Below are 15,379 nucleotides of genomic sequence, written 5' to 3' on the forward strand. Positions count from 1 at the left end.
CTCGGCGAATCAGGACCGGCGGGTCAGGGCAAGGCGGGTCAGGGGTGGTGGGTGAGGAATGCGAACTGGGCTGTTTTGGTGGTGCCGTCCGGTTGGGTGATTTTGGCTTCGGGGCCGAGGGTGAAGCCGCTGCGTCGGAAGCGCTCGATCGCCCGGGTGTTGCGTACGTCGGGTTCGACGACGATCCGTGGATGTCCGAGGTGATCGAAAACGAAGCGGGTCAACGCGCCGACCAGGTGACCCGTGAATCCGCTGCGGGCCTCCCCGGGTGCGATCAGCAGATGTACGCCGAGATCCCCGGCCGCGACGTCGTACGCCGCGCCCGCGGGATCCGCCTGCGGGTCGTACGTCTGCAGCAGCGCGACCGGTACGTCGTCCAGCCGTACGACGTACACGTGATGCGTCGGCACCGAGTCCAGGAACCGGTACGTCGCCGCGATCTCGTCCCGCGACAACGCGCCCATGCCCCAAAATGCGGCCCGTTCCGCCGTCACCCACTCGTAGATCAGGTCGAGGTCGCGCGCCGGATCCGCCTCCTCGATCCGCACGGTCCCGAACCCGTCGACAGTCACCGAGTATGTGCGATCCTCCCGGACCACCGCACCGTCCGCAGGCACGAGCGATCCGCGCAGCCAGAACGGCAACTGGTCGTGGTGGTGCGGATCCCCGAGTACGCCGGACGCGCCGAGCGGCACCACCCACTTGCTGTCCGAGCTGTCGGCGAGGTCCCACGCGTAGCGGGCGGCGGACGCGCGAATGCAGACGTCCGTGAGCCCAGGGAGGCTCGACGTCGACATCACGCAGTGGTGGTCCCCGGAGAGGCTGAGGTCGTAGGGCTCCTCGTTCGCCGCGAACACCGGGCCGCGCAACGCGTGCAGCGGTGTCAGTTGGTGCGTCTCGCCCCACGGCGGGCGCGGGCTGTTCGCGGCGACCTCTTCGAGCGCCTCGCGGGCCAGCCATTGGACGTTGACGTTGGGGATCAGGTCGGTGGCGAGGAGGTTCTCGAGCGCGTACGAGACGTGGGTCAGCGGGTCCATCCACGGGGTGAAGATCGCGGCGACGTCGGCGTTCTCGAGCATCGTGAAGTGGTCGGTGAGGCGGGAGACGAGCGCTGTGCGGATCGCGGCGTACGACGAGGCCGTCGTACTCGTGGCGTCCATGTGGCGGTCCCACGCGAGCAGTTCGGTGCGCAGGGCAACTGCTTGGGTGGAGAGGTCTTCGAGGTCGGTGAGCAGGTCGAGGACGGAGCCGGCCGAGCCGAGGTACGTGTCGCGATGGATGGTCGGCATGTCGTCGAGGGTCCAGTCGTCGCGTGCGTCGAGCAGTTCGCGGATGCGGTCGGCGCGGTACGGTGCGGCGAACTCGACTCCCAGCGGGGTCGCCAATCCGCGCGCGTTGGCCATCACCGCCGGGCCGTCCACGTCCGCCCGCGGCATTTCGTGCCACCCGTCCCACGCGAACCCAGCCTCCCAGGCCGGTACGACGCGCAACCTGTTCTCCGGCGCCCGCCGAGGCACGACACCGGCCGTCCGATGGAGCAACCCACCCGCGGTATCAGCCGCCAGTACGACGTTCACCGGCTCAACCCACTCGTCAAACGCCGAGTCGACATCACCGACGGTCGTTGCCCGAAGCAAACGAGCCATCACCTGAAACCCGAGCCGACCCGTGACTCGGGGTGGGTAGCGGAGAGAAGTCGCCCATTCCACCCCAGGCCCACGCGAGCCGCCCGCGCTACCTGCGCTGTGCATGATCACCGGGCCGCGTTCGGTTTCGATCACCTCGATCTCGACGGGATCGGCTCCGGCGACATCCACCACCTCGGTGTGGAGCGACGCCGGCTCCCAACCACCCGGGCCCAGCGCTTCCACCCCCGACCCAGTCCGCCGGAGCTGCTCGGCGTACAAGTCCTGGTAGTCGGCCATCGCATTGGTGATGGACCACGCGACGCTCCCCGTGTGCCCGAAGTGCGCAAGCCCCGGAATGCCCGGAACCGCCAGCCCCAGTACGTCGTACTCCGGGCAAGTCAGCCGGATCTGCTGATACACGCCAGGGCTCTCGACATACCGATGCGGATCGCCCGCAACAATCGCCTGACCGCTGGCGGTGTGCGAACCGGGGATCAACCACCCATTACTCCCCGCGCCGTGCGGCCCCTCCGACGTGAACAACTCCAACGACGCGTCCCCGAGGTGCCGCGCAACATGAGTGCGCCAGAGCTTCGAAGGGAACCCGGCGAACAGAATGTGCACCGCCAACCAGATCCCCAGCGGCGCCCACGGCTCCCACTCCTGCAGCGTCAGCCCGGTCTCGGCGAACTCCGGCGCGCGCAACGCACCACCCGGCATCGCGTGGTTGACACCCTCGACGTACGCCGTGACCCACTCCCGCGTCTCGTCGTCGAGCGCCTCGAAGCACCGCTGCGCCGTGTCCGCCAACCGCGCCTGCCGCGCGAACACGTCCCACGCGACGGCTTCCGCCCCGAGGAACGCCGCGCTCGTCCCGAGGTACCGCCGGCGCTCCAGCTCGAGCTGCCAGGCCCGGTCGCGCGCCGCGTTCACGCCTTGCAGATACACCAACGCGAGCGGATCCCCGGCCTGCAGGTGCGGTACGCCGTACGTGTCCCGGAACACCCTCGCGTTCACAAACAGTCCCCACTTCAGTTAGGTTAGGCTGCACTAACTTACTTGGCAGGCATTCGCCGCCACAACCGCAATTCTCGCTGGAGGTCCATCGTGAGGCATGGCTGGGAAGGCGCTGTGCTCAAGCTGCTCCGGGCGAAGGACTTCACCTTCACCGTGACCGGTGCCGAACAGGTCACCGAGCGCTACCGCCGGGTGCACTTCACCGACGGCGGGCTGTTGCGGACGCTCGGCGTCCACCCGACGATGTGGGTGCGGCTCTGGTTCGAGAACGCCGGCAAGCCGCACCAGCGCGCGTACACGCTGGTCGATCCGGATCTCGATGCCGGCACGTTCAGCCTGGAGTTCGCGCTGCACGACGGCTGTGCGAGCGACTGGTCCCGCAAGGCCGAGCGCGGCGACACGATCGAGGCGACGGTGCAGGGGACCGGGTTCGACGTACCGGATCCGCTGCCGCCGCGGATGCTCGTGGTCGGTGACCCGGCGTCGCTGCCCGCGATCAACTCGCTGCTTGCGGTCGCTCCGAAGCTGCCGGCCACGATCTGGTTCGAGACCACCCACGAGGCCGACCGCGAGCTCCCGTTCCGGATCGAGGAGCACCACGACCTGCGGACCGTTCCGCGGCCGCAACTGGTCGAGCAGGTGAAGGCGGATCTCCAAGAGCTCGTCACCGCGGACACCTATGTGTGGATCGCGTGCGACACCACGACCACCCGCCAACTCACGTCGTACGTCCTCAAGGATCTCGCCGTCCCGAAGCATCGGGTGAAATCCCTCGGCTACTGGAAGGCCGCGTAATCTGGCGCTCGTGATCACGCCGCTCGACCTGACCGACCGCGCACTCGCCGAGCGGCTGCTGACGATCCAGTATGCCGCGTACGCCGTGGAGGCCGAGCTGATCGGCTTCGACGGCATCCCGCCGCTCCAGGAGGATCTCGACGGACTGATGTCCTCGACCGAACTCTGGCTCGGCCGGTACGAGGGAACGCTACTCGTCGGCGCGGTCGCGTACGAGCTGCCTGACGAGCGCACTGTCGAGATCTCCCGCCTGATCGTCGACCCCGCGCACGCCCGTCGTGGGCACGGCCGAGCCCTGCTCGACCACCTGGACCGGATCGAACCGCGACCGGTCAGCCTGGTCTCCACGGGCTCGGCCAACCTCCCGGCTGTCAACCTCTACAAGTCCCGCGGCTACACCCCGGCCGGCGAGGTAGAAGTTGCCCCAGGCATCTACATTAAGCATTTCCGTCGCGCGTCCTGACCTGCTCGAAAGCGTAGTAGACCGCGAGCAGGAAGACGAGGAGCAACGTCACCTGGGCGGAGATGAACGACACCCCGATGCAGGCTCCGTAGATCACGGTGCCGAACGAGTACCTGATCAGGGACTTCCGCATCTGGGCTTTGTCCATCTCGTGCTCGACCAGGTGCTTGCGCAGCACGTGCCACCAGATCGCGCTGAACGCGATCGCGGCCAGGGTCAGGTTGGCGCTGTAGACGGCCGCGGCGACGTTGGCGTTGATCGTGTGGTCTTCCAGATGTTCCGCGAACATGCTGGTCGGGAACGGCAGCAACGTGACCCACAGCAGCAGCGCCAGGTTGAGGAACATCAGTCCGCGGTCCGCGCGCTGGATCTGGCGGAACATCGAGTGGTGGTTGATCCACATGATGCCGAGGATCGCGAAGCTGGTCAGGTACGCCGCGAACTGCGGCCACTCGTGCAGCAGCGCCGGCCACAACCGCTCACCCTCCTCGAGCTCGGGGCTGCGCAGTTCGAGGACGAGGAGGGTGATCGCGATCGCGAAAACGCCGTCACTGAAAGCTTCGAGACGATTCGTCTCGGCAAGGTCAGACTGTGTACTCACGGGGACACAGTCTGAGCCAGCCTGATCAATCCGTCGACAGAGAAAGCGCTGTCCAGCTGATCGCCGGTAGCGTAATCGTCAGCCGCCCGTCGACCAGCCGTGCGTCGGCCGGTTGTGGGGTAATGCGGTCCGGATGGGCGGAGGTGTTCGTCGCCAGCCCGTCCGCGTCGTGCACGATCACAGCCTCGTCGACGGTCGACACTCCGCTCCGGCTGACGTCGACCGTGACCTCGATCGGACCGTCCGTCGAGCGGTTCACGGCGAACAAAGCGATCCGGCCCTCGTCGTACGTCGCCACCGCGTCGACCGCGGGCACCTCGCCGTACTTCGCCGTGCTGACGAGTGGCGAGTCGGTCTCGACGCGGAGCACCTGGCCGGAGGCGAGGCGGGACGTGATGGCGAACGGGTGGAACGTCGGCTGCCGCCACGCTGCGCCGCCGGGCTCGGTCATGATCGGCGCGATCACGTTCGCGAGCTGCGCGAGGCAGGCCACGCCGACCCGGTCGCTGTGCCGCAGCAGCGAGATCAGAAGGTTGCCGACCACAACCGCATCGGTGACGTTGTACTCGTCCTCGATCCGTCGCGGCGCCACCTCCCACTGGTCGCCCGGTCCGTCGGTGCGGCGGGAGCGTTCGCCGTACCAGACGTTCCATTCGTCGAACGAGATGCCGATCTTCTTGCTGCTCTTGAGTTCCGCGCCGACGTGGTCGGCGGTCGCCACCACGGACTCGATGAAGTGGTCCATGTCCACCGCGGACGCCAGGAACGAGGCGGTGTCGCCGTCGTCGTTGCCGTAGTACGCGTGGCAGGAGATGTACTCGACGAACTCGTACGTCTCCCGCAGCACGTCCCGCTCCCAGGTCCCGAACAGCGGCATCTTCGACGACGACGAGCCGCACGCGACCAGTTGCAGGTCCCGATCGATCATCCGCATCGCCCGCGCGGTCTCCGCCGCGAGCCGCCCGTACTCCGTCGGCGTCTTGTGCCCGACCTGCCACGGACCGTCCATCTCGTTGCCGAGACACCACAACTTGATCCCGTACGGCGACGCGCCGTGCTGCTCGCGCAGATCGGACAACGTCGTACCGCCCGGATGGTTCGTGTACTCGAGCAGATCGAGCGCCTCCTGGACACCGCGGGTCCCGAGGTTGATCGCCATCATCGGCTCGACGCCGGCCTTCGCGCACCAGCGGCTGAACTCGTCCAGCCCGAACTCGTTCGTCTCGACGCTGTGCCAGGCGAGGTCGAGACGCCGCGGCCGATCGGCGCGCGGGCCGACGCCGTCCTCCCAGCGATAGCCGGAAACGAAGTTTCCGCCGGGATACCGGACCACGGAAACACCCAGCTCACGGGTCAGTTCGAGGACGTCCTTGCGGAAACCGTCCTCGTCGGCGGTCGCGTGGCCGGGCTCGTAGATACCGGTGTAGACACACCGGCCCATGTGCTCGACGAACGTCCCGAAGGTCCGGCGGTTCACGGGCGCGATCGTGAACGCGGGGTCGACGGTCAAAGAGGCAGAGGGCACCAGGTTGCTCCTGTCATAGTTGTCTAGCCCTTGATGCCGGCGTCGCCCACACCGCGGACGACGTGGCGCTGGAACAGGGCGTAGACGATCAGCAAGGGAAGGCCGCCCAGGACCGCGGAGGCCATGATCTGGGCGTAGCGCAGGCCGTACGAGCCCTGCACGTTGGCGAGGCCGACCGGGATCGTCATCATCGACGGGTCGGTGGTCACGATGAAGGGCCAGAGGAAGTTGTTCCAGGCCCCGATGAACGTGAAGATGCCGACGGCAACGAGGATCGGTCGCGACATCGGGACCATCACGCTCCAGACGATCCGCCAGCGGGACGCGCCGTCGACCCGGGCGGCGTCCTCGTAGTCGCGGGAGATACCGTCGAAGAACTTCTTCAGTACGAACACCATCACCGGCGCGACCACCTGCGGCAGCACCATGCCCCAGTACGTGTCGACCAGTCCGAGTCCGGTCATCTCCTGGAACAACGGCACGATCAGCACCTGCGGCGGTACCAGGATGCCCGCGATGATCAGGCCGAACAGCACCCGCCGGCCCGGGAACTTCGTCCGGGAGAAGCCAAATGCGGCCAGCACGGAGACGAACAGCGTCAGGGCGGTGACGAGGACCGACACCACGCTGCTGTTCAGGAACCAGCGGATCAGATCGCCTTGGTCGATGACGCTCCGGTAGGCGTCGGTGGTCGGTGCGTTGGGCAACCAAGTGATCGGGGAGCGGGTCGTCTCCGGCTCGGGCTTGAGCGAGGTGTCCAGGGCCCACAGCAACGGAACGAGCCAGACGACGGCGAGGATCACCGCGCCGACGGTGGTGGCGACCTTCGGGAAGGTCCAGGAGGTCCTCATTCGACGGCCTCCTTCCGGCCGGAGAACAGTGTGAACTGGGCGACCGCGACGATCACGATGATCGCGAAGAACAGGTACGAGATCGCGGACGCGTAGCCGATCCGGTAGCTGGTGAAGCCGGTCTCGTAGATGTACTGGATGATCGGCCGGGTCGCGTGGTTCGGGCCGCCGTTGGTCATCAGGTAGATCTGGTCGAAGATCTTCAGCGACGCCACCAGTTGCAGTACGACGATCAGTCCGGTGGTGCGGGTCAGCAACGGCAGCGTGATCCGGAACAGTTGCTGCCGGCCGTTCGCCCCGTCGATAGCGGCCGCCTCGTACACCTGGGCCGGAATCCCTTGCAGGGCAGCCAGATAGAGCAGGAAGTTGAACCCGACCGTCCACCAGACGGTCGTGATCACCACCGCGAGCATCGCCCGGTTCTCGGCGTTCAGCCAGTCGATCTCGGCGAATCCGCCGGCCGTCAGCAGGCCGTTCACCAGGCCGAATCCGGGCTGGTAGATCCACACCCAGATCAGCGTCACGACGGTGGCCGGCAGGACGAACGGAGCGAAGTACGAGAACCGCAGCAGCCAGCCGAGCAGGCCCTTACGGTTGGCGAGCAGCGCCATCAACAGGGCGATGATCACCAGTGGCGGCGTGCTCATCGCGGTGAAGACAAAGGTGTTCTTGAGCGACGACCACACGGCCGGGTCGCCGAACAGGTCCTGCCAGTTCTGCAGGCCGAGGAACTCGTGCTTGACTCCGGCCAGGCTCGTGTTGAAGAAGCTGTTCCACAGGCCGGAAACGATCGGCCACACCATGAACAGCACGAACAGCACCAGGAACGGCGCCACGAAGAACAGTCCGCCCCAGCGCTCTTTCCAGTCCGATCTCTCCATGAGTCTTCTCCTGTCAGACCGGGGACGGGGTGTCGAGGAGCTTCTGGGTCGCGGCCTTGAACTGCGCGAGCGCCGCCTTCGGAGAGGTCTGCCCGGTCGCGATCCCGCTGAAGGCCGCTGCGGACTCGTTCTCCAGTTGCGCTCCCGAACCGCTGAACCACGCATCCGGGTCGTAGAACACGTCCGGAGCGACGCTGCGGTACTCCGCCTGCGGCTTGAGGTCCAGGTACTCCTGGCTCTTCACCACCGGCTGGTACGCCGGGATGTGGCCGCCGGCCGCCCACTCGACGCTGTGCTTCAGCATCCAGGCGATGTACTCGATCGTCGCCTTCGTGTCGTCGGCGTTCCGGTGCGCCTGGTGCGGCAGCACGAAGGTGTGCGAGTCCCCCTGGAACTTCGGTACGTCGTACACGACCGGGAACGGCGCCATACTGAACGGCATCTTCGCGGTCTGGTACGTCGTGACCTCCCACTCGCCGTTGAAGCTCATACCCGCGTCACCGTTGCTGAACATGGCGACCAGCGCCGCGTAGTTCGCGGACCGGGGTGTGAGTCCTTCACTGGCGAGCTTCGCGATCAGGTCCAGGGCCTCGAGCGCCTTGGCGTCGTCGAGCACCAGCCGCGTGCTGTCCTCGTTGAAGAACTCGCCCTCGAGTTGGCCGTAGAGCGTGTACCACAGCCGCCACGGGCTGGTGGTGTCGACCGAGACGGCGTACTTGCCGGTGACGTCCTTGACCGCCCGGAGCATGTCGAGGAACGCGGTCACGCCCTTGACCGGCTTGATCTTCCCGTCCGGGCCGAGCAGTCCGGCCTTCTTGCAGATCTCGGTGTTGTAGTAGAGAACGAACGGGTGCTGGTCGAGCGGGACGGCGTACAGCTTGTCGTCGACGACGCAGCGGTCCCAGGTCGCCGGCAGGAAGTCGGACTGCTGTACGCCGGCTGCGTTCAGCAGGTCCACCGGGATCGGGTCGAGCATCGTGGTCGGGCTGAAACCCTTCAGTCGCGACAGGTGCAGGGTCGCGACCTCGGGCGCCCGGCCGCCGGCGGCGGACATCGCGAGCTTGGTGTAGAACGGCGGGCCCCAGGCCAGGGTGTGCGCCTCGAACGCGACGTCCGGGTGCTCGGCGACGTACTGCTGGTGGATCTGCAGGAGGCGGGCGCCGTCGCCGCCGCCGAACAGGTTCCATTCGCGGACCTTGGGCTTGGAGCTGAGCGCGCCGCAACCGGTGAGGGCGAGGGCGCCGAGCAAGCCACCAAGTACTGCTCGACGCCCCGGGCGGAAGGAGGCGGGGTCAGGGGGCATCTGTCCTCCAGGCGGAGTGGAGTACGGATTTACATCGGTGTACTACATCGGTGTAGAAGATCGCATGGGCTGTCGGAAGCCGTCAAGACCTCAGTACGGCGTCAGTTGAGGCCGAGCGTGGATTCGCGGGCGTGCAGCTCGTAGCGGGCGGCGATCTCCTCGTGGTCGGAGTCGTCGCCGGCCATCCGCCGTACCAGCAGGTCGACGGCCTTCTTCGCGATCTCCGTCCGGCCCGGGTCGACCGTGGTCAGGCTCGGGGTGCTGTAGCTGGCCTCGTCGATGTTGTCGAAGCCCGCCACCGCAACATCGTCCGGCACCCGAATGCCGCGCTGCGCGAGGACCCGCAGCGCGCCCAGTGCGAGCGTGTCGTTCAGCCCCAGCAGGGCGTCGAATTCCAGGCCGGACGCGAGCAGACGCTCGGTGGCCTCCGCTCCGGTCGAGCGGTGCCAGCGGCCGGCCGGAAACGCCAGCTCCTCCGGTACCGGGAGGCCGTGCGCGGCGAGGGTCTCGGCGTACGCGCCGTACCGGATGGCCGCGGTGCCGACCTTCTCGCCGGGATGGACGCCGAGGACCGCGATCCGCCGGCGTCCGAGGGCCAACAGGTGCTCGACCGCAGCCTTGGTACCGGCGACGTTGTCGATCATCACGTGGTCGACCGGGCTGTGGAAGATGCGCTCGCCGAGCAGCACCATCGGCGTGTTCGACTTCAGGTGGTCGATGTCCTCCTGGCCGAGGCCGAGCGGGCTGTAGAGCAGGCCGTCCACGAGGTGGCCGCGGGGCCGGGCGAGCACGGTCAGCTCGCGGTCGCGGTCCGCGCCGGTCTGCTCGATCATCACGGTCAGGCCGTGCTCGTCGGCGGCCATGATGACCTGGTCGGCGAGCTCACCGAAGTACGGCAGGCTGAGCTCGGGGACGGCCAGCCCGATGACACCGGTCCGGCCGGACTTGAGGTTCCGGGCGGACAGGTTCATCCGGTAGCCGAGGGCATCGATCGCCGCGAGCACCTTGGTCCGGGTCTCCTCGCGGATGTACGGGTACCCGTTCATCACGTTCGAGACCGTCTTCGGGGACACGCCGGCCTTGCGCGCGACATCGCGCATCGTCACCGCCATCGCGTCATCCCCCTCATGAGCAGCCACGGTAATGCACGGCGCCGGCGTACGGGACTGGTTAGTTAGTAACTACGCGAACCGAAACAGCCGCCAAGGACTACCAGACCTCCAGGCAACTGGTGGTCGACGGTGTCGTCGGACCGGTCACCTGGAGGTCTCTTCAAGCGGGAAAATAGCGGGTCAGCGGTCGGAGAGGGCGCGGCGGCGTTGGGTGATGTCGGCGAGGGACTGCGGTTGCCAGGCGACGTCGGCGCGGTACAGGTCGGTGCCGGGCGGGACGATCTCGTCGATCCGGTCGAGGGTCTTGTCGTCGAGGGTCAGGTCGGCGGCCTTGAGCAGGCCCTCGAGTTGCTCCATCGTGCGCGGACCGGTGATCACGGACGTGACCGCCGGATGCGAGGTAACGAACGCCAGCGCCAGCTCGGGCAGCGTCGTACCGATGCCTTCGGCAACTTCGACGAACTGCTCGACGGCGTCGTACTTCACGGCGTTCGCGGGCAGCGCCGGGTCGAACCGTTCGGGTGCGAGTGCGGCGCGACCCGACGTCATGTTGATCGGCTGGTTCTTGCGGATCTTCCCGGACAGGAAGCCGAACGCGAGCGGGCTGTAGGTCAGCACGCCCATCCCCAGTCGCCGAGTGGTCGGCAGCACCGACCGCTCGATGCCGCGGGCCATCATCGAGTACGTCGGTTGCATCGTCCGGAAACGCCCGTACCCGCGCCGTTCCGAGACATGGTACGCCTCGACGATGTCCTCCGCCGGGAACGCCGAGCACCCGAACGCGCGGATCTTGCCCGCGCTGACCAGGTCACTCAGCGCCCACAGCGTCTCCTCGATATCGGTGGTGTGGTCCGGCCGGTGGATCTGATAAAGGTCGATCCAGTCCGTGTCGAGCCGGCGCAGGCTGTCCTCGACCGCGCGGGTGATCCAGCGCCGCGAGTTCCCGCTCCGGTTCCGGCCCTCGGTGAACGGGAAATGCACCTTGGTCGCCAGTACGACGTCGTCGCGGCGGCCCTTCAGCGCCTTGCCGACGATCGTCTCGGACTCGCCCGCGGAGTACATGTCCGCGGTGTCGACGAAGTTGATCCCCTGGTCCAGCGCGGCGTGGACGATCCGGACACAGTCGTCGTGATCCGGGTTCCCGACCGCGCCGAACATCATGGCCCCGAGACAGTGCGTACTGACCTCGATCCCGGTCCCACCCAGCGTGCGATAACGCATGATTCCCAGCTCCTTTGAGTTCGCTGCCCCGCACGCTAGGAGCTAGAGCGCTCTCTAGGTCAAGCGCCACTTTGAGCCCCCACCAACCAGAATCCAGTGCGCGAAACGGTTGGTGGGTGCTCAAGGACGGGTCCGTAGGGTGGGGGAGTGGAGATTGCGGAGCTTTGGGATGCGCGGGCGGGCTGGTTGAACACTGCGTCGTACGGGCTGCCGCCGCGGCCGGCGTGGGAGGCGTTGCAGAAAGCGCTTTCGGACTGGCGGGTCGGCGCGACGAGCTGGGAGCCGTGGGACGAGTCGACGACGCGGAGCCGGGAGTCGTTCGCTCGGCTGGTCGGGGCGGAGGCGGCGGACGTGTTCGTCGGCAGTACGGTGTCCGCGGCGCTGGCACCGATCGCGGCCGCGTTGCCGGACGGTGCGAAGGTGCTGACCGACGACGTCGAGTTCACGTCGAACGTGTTCCCGTGGCAGGTGCACGCGGACCGTGGCATCGAGGTCCTCGCCGTACCGGGTGACGAGGTGGTCGCCGCGATCACACCGGGGATCGACCTGGTCGCGGTGAGTGCGGTGCAGTCGTCGACCGGCGTCGTCCTCGACCTGTCCGCGGTAGTTGCCGCCAGCAAGCAGATCGGCGCGCTCGTGGTGATCGACGCGACTCAGGCGGTGGGCTGGCATCCGATCACGGTCGACGGTGTCGATGCGTTGATCGCCCACAGTTACAAGTGGTTGATGTCGCCGCGCGGCGCGACACTCGGGTACCTGTCGCCGCGGTTGCAGGAGCGTTGCCGGCCGTCGGCAGCGGGCTGGTACGCCGCACGCGACATCCACGGTTCGTACTACGGGCCGGAGATGGAGCTCGCTCCGGGCGCGCGGAGGTTCGACCAGTCGCCGGCGTGGTTCAGTTTCGTCGGCGCGGCGCCGACGCTCGAGCTGATCGAGGAGATCGGCGTCGACACGATCAACCGGCACAACCTCGAGCTCGCGAACGAGTTCCGCGCGGGGCTCGGGCTCGCGCCGTCGAACAGTGCGATCGTCAGTACGAGCCTGCCCGGAGCGCAGGAGGCGTTCGCATCGGCCGGCATCCGCGCCGCCGTACGGGACGGCAAGCTACGCGCGTCCTTCCACATCTACTCGACACATGACGACGTACAGCAGGCCTTGTCTGCTCTGAAGCCATTGATCTAGATCGGGGTTAAGGTGCCGCTATGGGTGGACTGAGCATCGGGCAGGTCGCGGAGCGGACCGGGCTGAGCGTGCACGCGCTGCGGTTCTACGAGCGTGAGGGACTGCTCGCGGACACGGTACGGCGGGAGTCGAACGGGCGGCGCGTCTACACCGAGGACGACGTCGACTGGCTGAACATGTGCATCAAGTTCCGCTCGTCCGGGATGCCGCTCGACACCATCCGCAAGTACACGGAACTGGTCCGGCAGGGACCCGGCAACGAGGCGGAGCGGCTCGCGCTGCTGCGGAGCCATCAGGACTCCGTCAGCGCGCAGATCGAGGAACTCAACGAGTGCCTGAACGTGATCACCTGGAAGGTCACGTCCTACCAGGAAGCCCTCGACGCGGGCCAGGCCGACTGCCTGTGGGTCGCGGCCCCGTCCACACAGGCAGCCAGCGAGGCGTCCTGATCACTTGAGCGCCGACTCCATGGCAGCGAGCGTGGAACGCATGTTCGCCGCCAGTTGGTCGAGTCGGCCCTGAATGACCTCTGCCGCCCGGTCCGGGTGCTGTACGACGCCCTTCCGCATCCCGCTGTCGCCTGGGCCGTGGGTGAATGACTGACGCACGAGAGTCTCGGCGCCGCGGTCCTCCAGCTCGTACTCCCAGTGCGCGAACGGGACCGCCTCGTCGCCGTACACGTCCCAGCCGAACTGCTTCGGCTCCTCGAGCACGGTGACCGTGCAGGTCACGTACGTCTCCAGCCCGTTCGGGAAGCGGTTCCGCGCCTCGAAGCGGGCGCCCCCCTCGAGCCAGGCGCCGTGGATGCACTCCGGGCTCCACTCGCCGTACCGCTCGATCGCGGTGATACCGGCCCAGACCTCGCGGACCGGCAGCTTGATCAGTACCTCGACACCGGTGGTCGCACCGGTCACTCCGTAGTCGCTCATGCCCGGTACGTCGTACGCACCCCAGCGGCCTCGACATTTACCCGTTTGGGCCGACGTCCTCGCGGACGACTAGCAGTTCGCCGGTCGGCGTGAACAGCCCGGCCGCGTGCAGGCCGCCGGTGCGGTCGAAGACCTGCTGCCTGACGCGGAGCGCGTCGGGAAGTGTCGCAAGTACGTCGTACCTGATGGTGACGTCGTCCGCGGCCGGGGAGTAGCGGGTCTTGGCACGGAGCCTTGCCGTCAACTCGCAACTCGAGCGGCTCCTCAACCGCGATCGAGTCGGGCCTTTGGCGACACCCGGTCGGCGTGACCCGCACAACCGGCCGCCGCGCAATCAGTCTCCCCACGCCCAACCTCCTCCGGGCAGCTTGGTCACGGCCTGCACTCGAGGGGATATCCGATGGTGTTGTGGGTTCTCTGTTGGTACACCAGGGGAGAACCCACAACACGGGCGGATATCCCCTCTTGTGCGGGCGCCCTGCGGATGCGGGTGGGTCAGGTGGGCCATGGGGTGGCTGCTGGGTTGAGGGGGAGGAGGCGGGCGGCGATGGCTTCGGCGGGGCCGGGGGTTACTACGGCCAGGGCGTCGGCGGTGGCGGGGCCGCGGAGCATGGCGGCGCCGCCGTGACCGACTGGTACGGCGCCTTGTGCGGTGAGGCGGACCGGGACTAGTCGGGTGCTCGTCGGGTGGCAGGGGATGCCGCCCGGGACTGCGATGTTGGTGAGCTCGGGGAGTGGGAGGCCGCGCATGCGGGTGATGGCCGCGACGCCTAGCGTCAGGAACGCTACGAGGGCGGCGAACGGGTTGCCTGGGAGGCCGAGGACCAGGCGTCCGTCGGGTAGTTGTGCGAGCGCTTGCGGGTGCCCGGGGCGGCAGGCAACTCCGTCGACGATCAGCTCGGCGCCGAGCGTCTTGAGGGCCGGACGGAGGTGATCGGCTGGGCCCGAGGCGGAGGAGCCGGAGACGAGGATGAGGTCCGCCTGGGTCTCTCGCAGCGCGCTGACCAACTGGTCCAACGTGTCCGGCAGATGCCGCACCGAGGCGGCTGGTGTGGCACCGGCTGGTGTGGCGCCGGCTCGGGTGATGAGGCCGGGGAGCATGGGGCCGATCGCGTCGCGGACTCGGCCGGGGGTCGAAGGGCCGTGGCGGACCAGTTCGTCGCCGGTGATGAGGGCCGCGACGGTGGGTGGGGCGATGACCGTGAGGCGGTTGAGGCCTACGGTCGCGGCCAGTCCGAGTACCGCTGGGTCAATGACCACTCCAGCCGGCAGCAGTTGATCGCCAGGCCGGCACTCCTCACCAGCACGGCGAATATGCCGACCATCCTCACCCGGCCCCTCAAGCCGCCCGCCCACCGCGACCGCGTCTTCTGAGCGGATGACGGAGGTCGTTCCGGCTGGTACTGCTGCGCCGGTGACGATGCCGGTTGCTTGGCCGTCTGCCAACTCACCGGGGTTCGGGGTTCCGGCCTTCACATGTCCGATGACGCGCCACGGTCCGGTGCCGCGTACGGCGTACCCGTCCATCGCCGCCCGATCCACCGGCGGCACCGCAACCGGCGACACCAACGGCGTCGCCAGCACGCACCCGTCCGCCTCGTCCAACGCGCGCCGTACCACCGCCCCCGGTCGCGCCACGGCATGCGCCAACACCCGAGCCTCGTCCCAGGTCACCACATCCCGCCGCGCCCTCGCGGCACGGCCTTCAGCAGCTGTACGCCCAGGCCCGTCCTCCACAGGCCCACCCTCCCCGACCCGCCCCCACTTGTCGAACCGATCCCGCTTGTCGAGCGGGTCCCATGCTCCGGGTGGCGGACCGGCGTCAGGCAGTGGACCCGCGTCGGGCGGCGGATTGGTTGGGTCGGGTTGGG

15 protein-coding genes and 1 pseudogene are annotated in these 15,379 nt (G+C 67.8%); 5 read left to right on the plus strand and 11 right to left on the minus strand.

The window, feature by feature from the left end:
• Positions 1-38 precede the first annotated feature (38 nt).
• Complete coding sequence (locus ACWF0M_RS13850; protein ID WP_452235997.1) at positions 39-2,645, minus strand: GNAT family N-acetyltransferase; 2,607 nt, start codon at positions 2,643-2,645, stop codon at positions 39-41.
• 90 nt (positions 2,646-2,735) lie between these two features.
• Here ACWF0M_RS13850 and ACWF0M_RS13855 point away from each other — a divergent pair, with 90 nt between their 5' ends.
• Both ACWF0M_RS13855 and ACWF0M_RS13860 read left to right on the plus strand, forming a co-directional pair.
• Complete coding sequence (locus ACWF0M_RS13855) at positions 2,736-3,440, plus strand: siderophore-interacting protein (protein WP_452235998.1); 705 nt, start codon at positions 2,736-2,738, stop codon at positions 3,438-3,440.
• A 10-nt stretch (positions 3,441-3,450) separates the two neighbouring features.
• Complete coding sequence (locus ACWF0M_RS13860) at positions 3,451-3,903, plus strand: GNAT family N-acetyltransferase (protein WP_452235999.1); 453 nt, start codon at positions 3,451-3,453, stop codon at positions 3,901-3,903.
• On the opposite strand, the gene ACWF0M_RS13865 is transcribed toward ACWF0M_RS13860, so the two are convergent.
• The 6 genes from ACWF0M_RS13865 to ACWF0M_RS13890 form a co-directional block, all read right to left on the minus strand.
• Positions 3,878-4,504, minus strand: coding sequence for a TMEM175 family protein (locus ACWF0M_RS13865; protein WP_452236000.1), 627 nt, complete (start codon positions 4,502-4,504; stop codon positions 3,878-3,880). The genes ACWF0M_RS13860 and ACWF0M_RS13865 overlap by 26 nt on opposite strands.
• 25 nt (positions 4,505-4,529) lie before the next feature.
• Positions 4,530-6,029, minus strand: a complete 1,500-nt coding sequence (arfA, locus tag ACWF0M_RS13870) for an arabinosylfuranosidase ArfA (protein ID WP_452236001.1) — start codon at positions 6,027-6,029, stop codon at positions 4,530-4,532.
• Between the two features lie 23 nt (positions 6,030-6,052).
• Complete coding sequence (locus ACWF0M_RS13875) at positions 6,053-6,880, minus strand: carbohydrate ABC transporter permease (RefSeq protein WP_452236002.1); 828 nt, start codon at positions 6,878-6,880, stop codon at positions 6,053-6,055.
• A complete protein-coding gene (locus tag ACWF0M_RS13880; protein ID WP_452236003.1) occupies positions 6,877-7,761 on the minus strand; it encodes a carbohydrate ABC transporter permease in 885 nt (294 codons plus the stop codon). Before ACWF0M_RS13880 ends, ACWF0M_RS13875 begins: the two co-directional genes overlap by 4 nt.
• Positions 7,762-7,774: 13 nt before the next feature.
• Positions 7,775-9,064: an extracellular solute-binding protein gene (locus ACWF0M_RS13885; RefSeq protein ID WP_452236004.1), complete on the minus strand. Its 1,290-nt coding sequence runs from the start codon at positions 9,062-9,064 to the stop codon at positions 7,775-7,777.
• A gap of 101 nt (positions 9,065-9,165) precedes the next feature.
• A complete protein-coding gene (locus ACWF0M_RS13890; RefSeq protein WP_452236005.1) occupies positions 9,166-10,176 on the minus strand; it encodes a LacI family DNA-binding transcriptional regulator in 1,011 nt (336 codons plus the stop codon).
• 86 nt (positions 10,177-10,262) lie between these two features.
• On the opposite strand from ACWF0M_RS13890, the pseudogene ACWF0M_RS13895 reads away from it, so the two are divergent.
• Positions 10,263-10,352 (plus strand): annotated as a pseudogene (locus ACWF0M_RS13895) (peptidoglycan-binding domain-containing protein); the annotation flags it as partial.
• 4 nt (positions 10,353-10,356) lie between these two features.
• Here ACWF0M_RS13895 and ACWF0M_RS13900 read toward each other — a convergent pair.
• Entirely contained in the window at positions 10,357-11,397 is a 1,041-nt protein-coding gene (locus ACWF0M_RS13900; RefSeq protein WP_452236006.1) for an aldo/keto reductase, read from the minus strand.
• 147 nt (positions 11,398-11,544) lie between these two features.
• On the opposite strand from ACWF0M_RS13900, the gene ACWF0M_RS13905 reads away from it, so the two are divergent.
• Together ACWF0M_RS13905 and ACWF0M_RS13910 are read left to right on the plus strand one after the other, a co-directional pair.
• On the plus strand, positions 11,545-12,579 hold the full coding sequence (locus tag ACWF0M_RS13905) for an aminotransferase class V-fold PLP-dependent enzyme (protein ID WP_452236007.1): 1,035 nt from the start codon (positions 11,545-11,547) through the stop codon (positions 12,577-12,579).
• Positions 12,580-12,599: 20 nt separating this feature from the next.
• Positions 12,600-13,028, plus strand: a complete 429-nt coding sequence (locus ACWF0M_RS13910) for a MerR family transcriptional regulator (RefSeq protein ID WP_452236008.1) — start codon at positions 12,600-12,602, stop codon at positions 13,026-13,028.
• Here the strand turns inward: ACWF0M_RS13910 and ACWF0M_RS13915 are convergent, their stop codons facing one another.
• The 3 genes from ACWF0M_RS13915 to ACWF0M_RS13925 all read right to left on the minus strand — a co-directional run bounded on the left by ACWF0M_RS13915 (position 13,029) and on the right by ACWF0M_RS13925 (position 15,245).
• Positions 13,029-13,508, minus strand: coding sequence for an SRPBCC family protein (locus ACWF0M_RS13915; RefSeq protein WP_452236009.1), 480 nt, complete (start codon positions 13,506-13,508; stop codon positions 13,029-13,031). It abuts the gene before it with no gap.
• Positions 13,509-13,545: 37 nt separating this feature from the next.
• Positions 13,546-13,842: a formate dehydrogenase accessory sulfurtransferase FdhD gene (locus ACWF0M_RS13920; protein WP_452236010.1), complete on the minus strand. Its 297-nt coding sequence runs from the start codon at positions 13,840-13,842 to the stop codon at positions 13,546-13,548.
• Positions 13,843-14,003: 161 nt separating this feature from the next.
• Complete coding sequence (locus tag ACWF0M_RS13925) at positions 14,004-15,245, minus strand: molybdopterin molybdotransferase MoeA (protein WP_452236011.1); 1,242 nt, start codon at positions 15,243-15,245, stop codon at positions 14,004-14,006.
• Between the last annotated feature and the right edge of the window lie 134 nt (positions 15,246-15,379).

The sequence above is a fragment of the Kribbella sp. NPDC055110 genome (assembly GCF_053607525.1).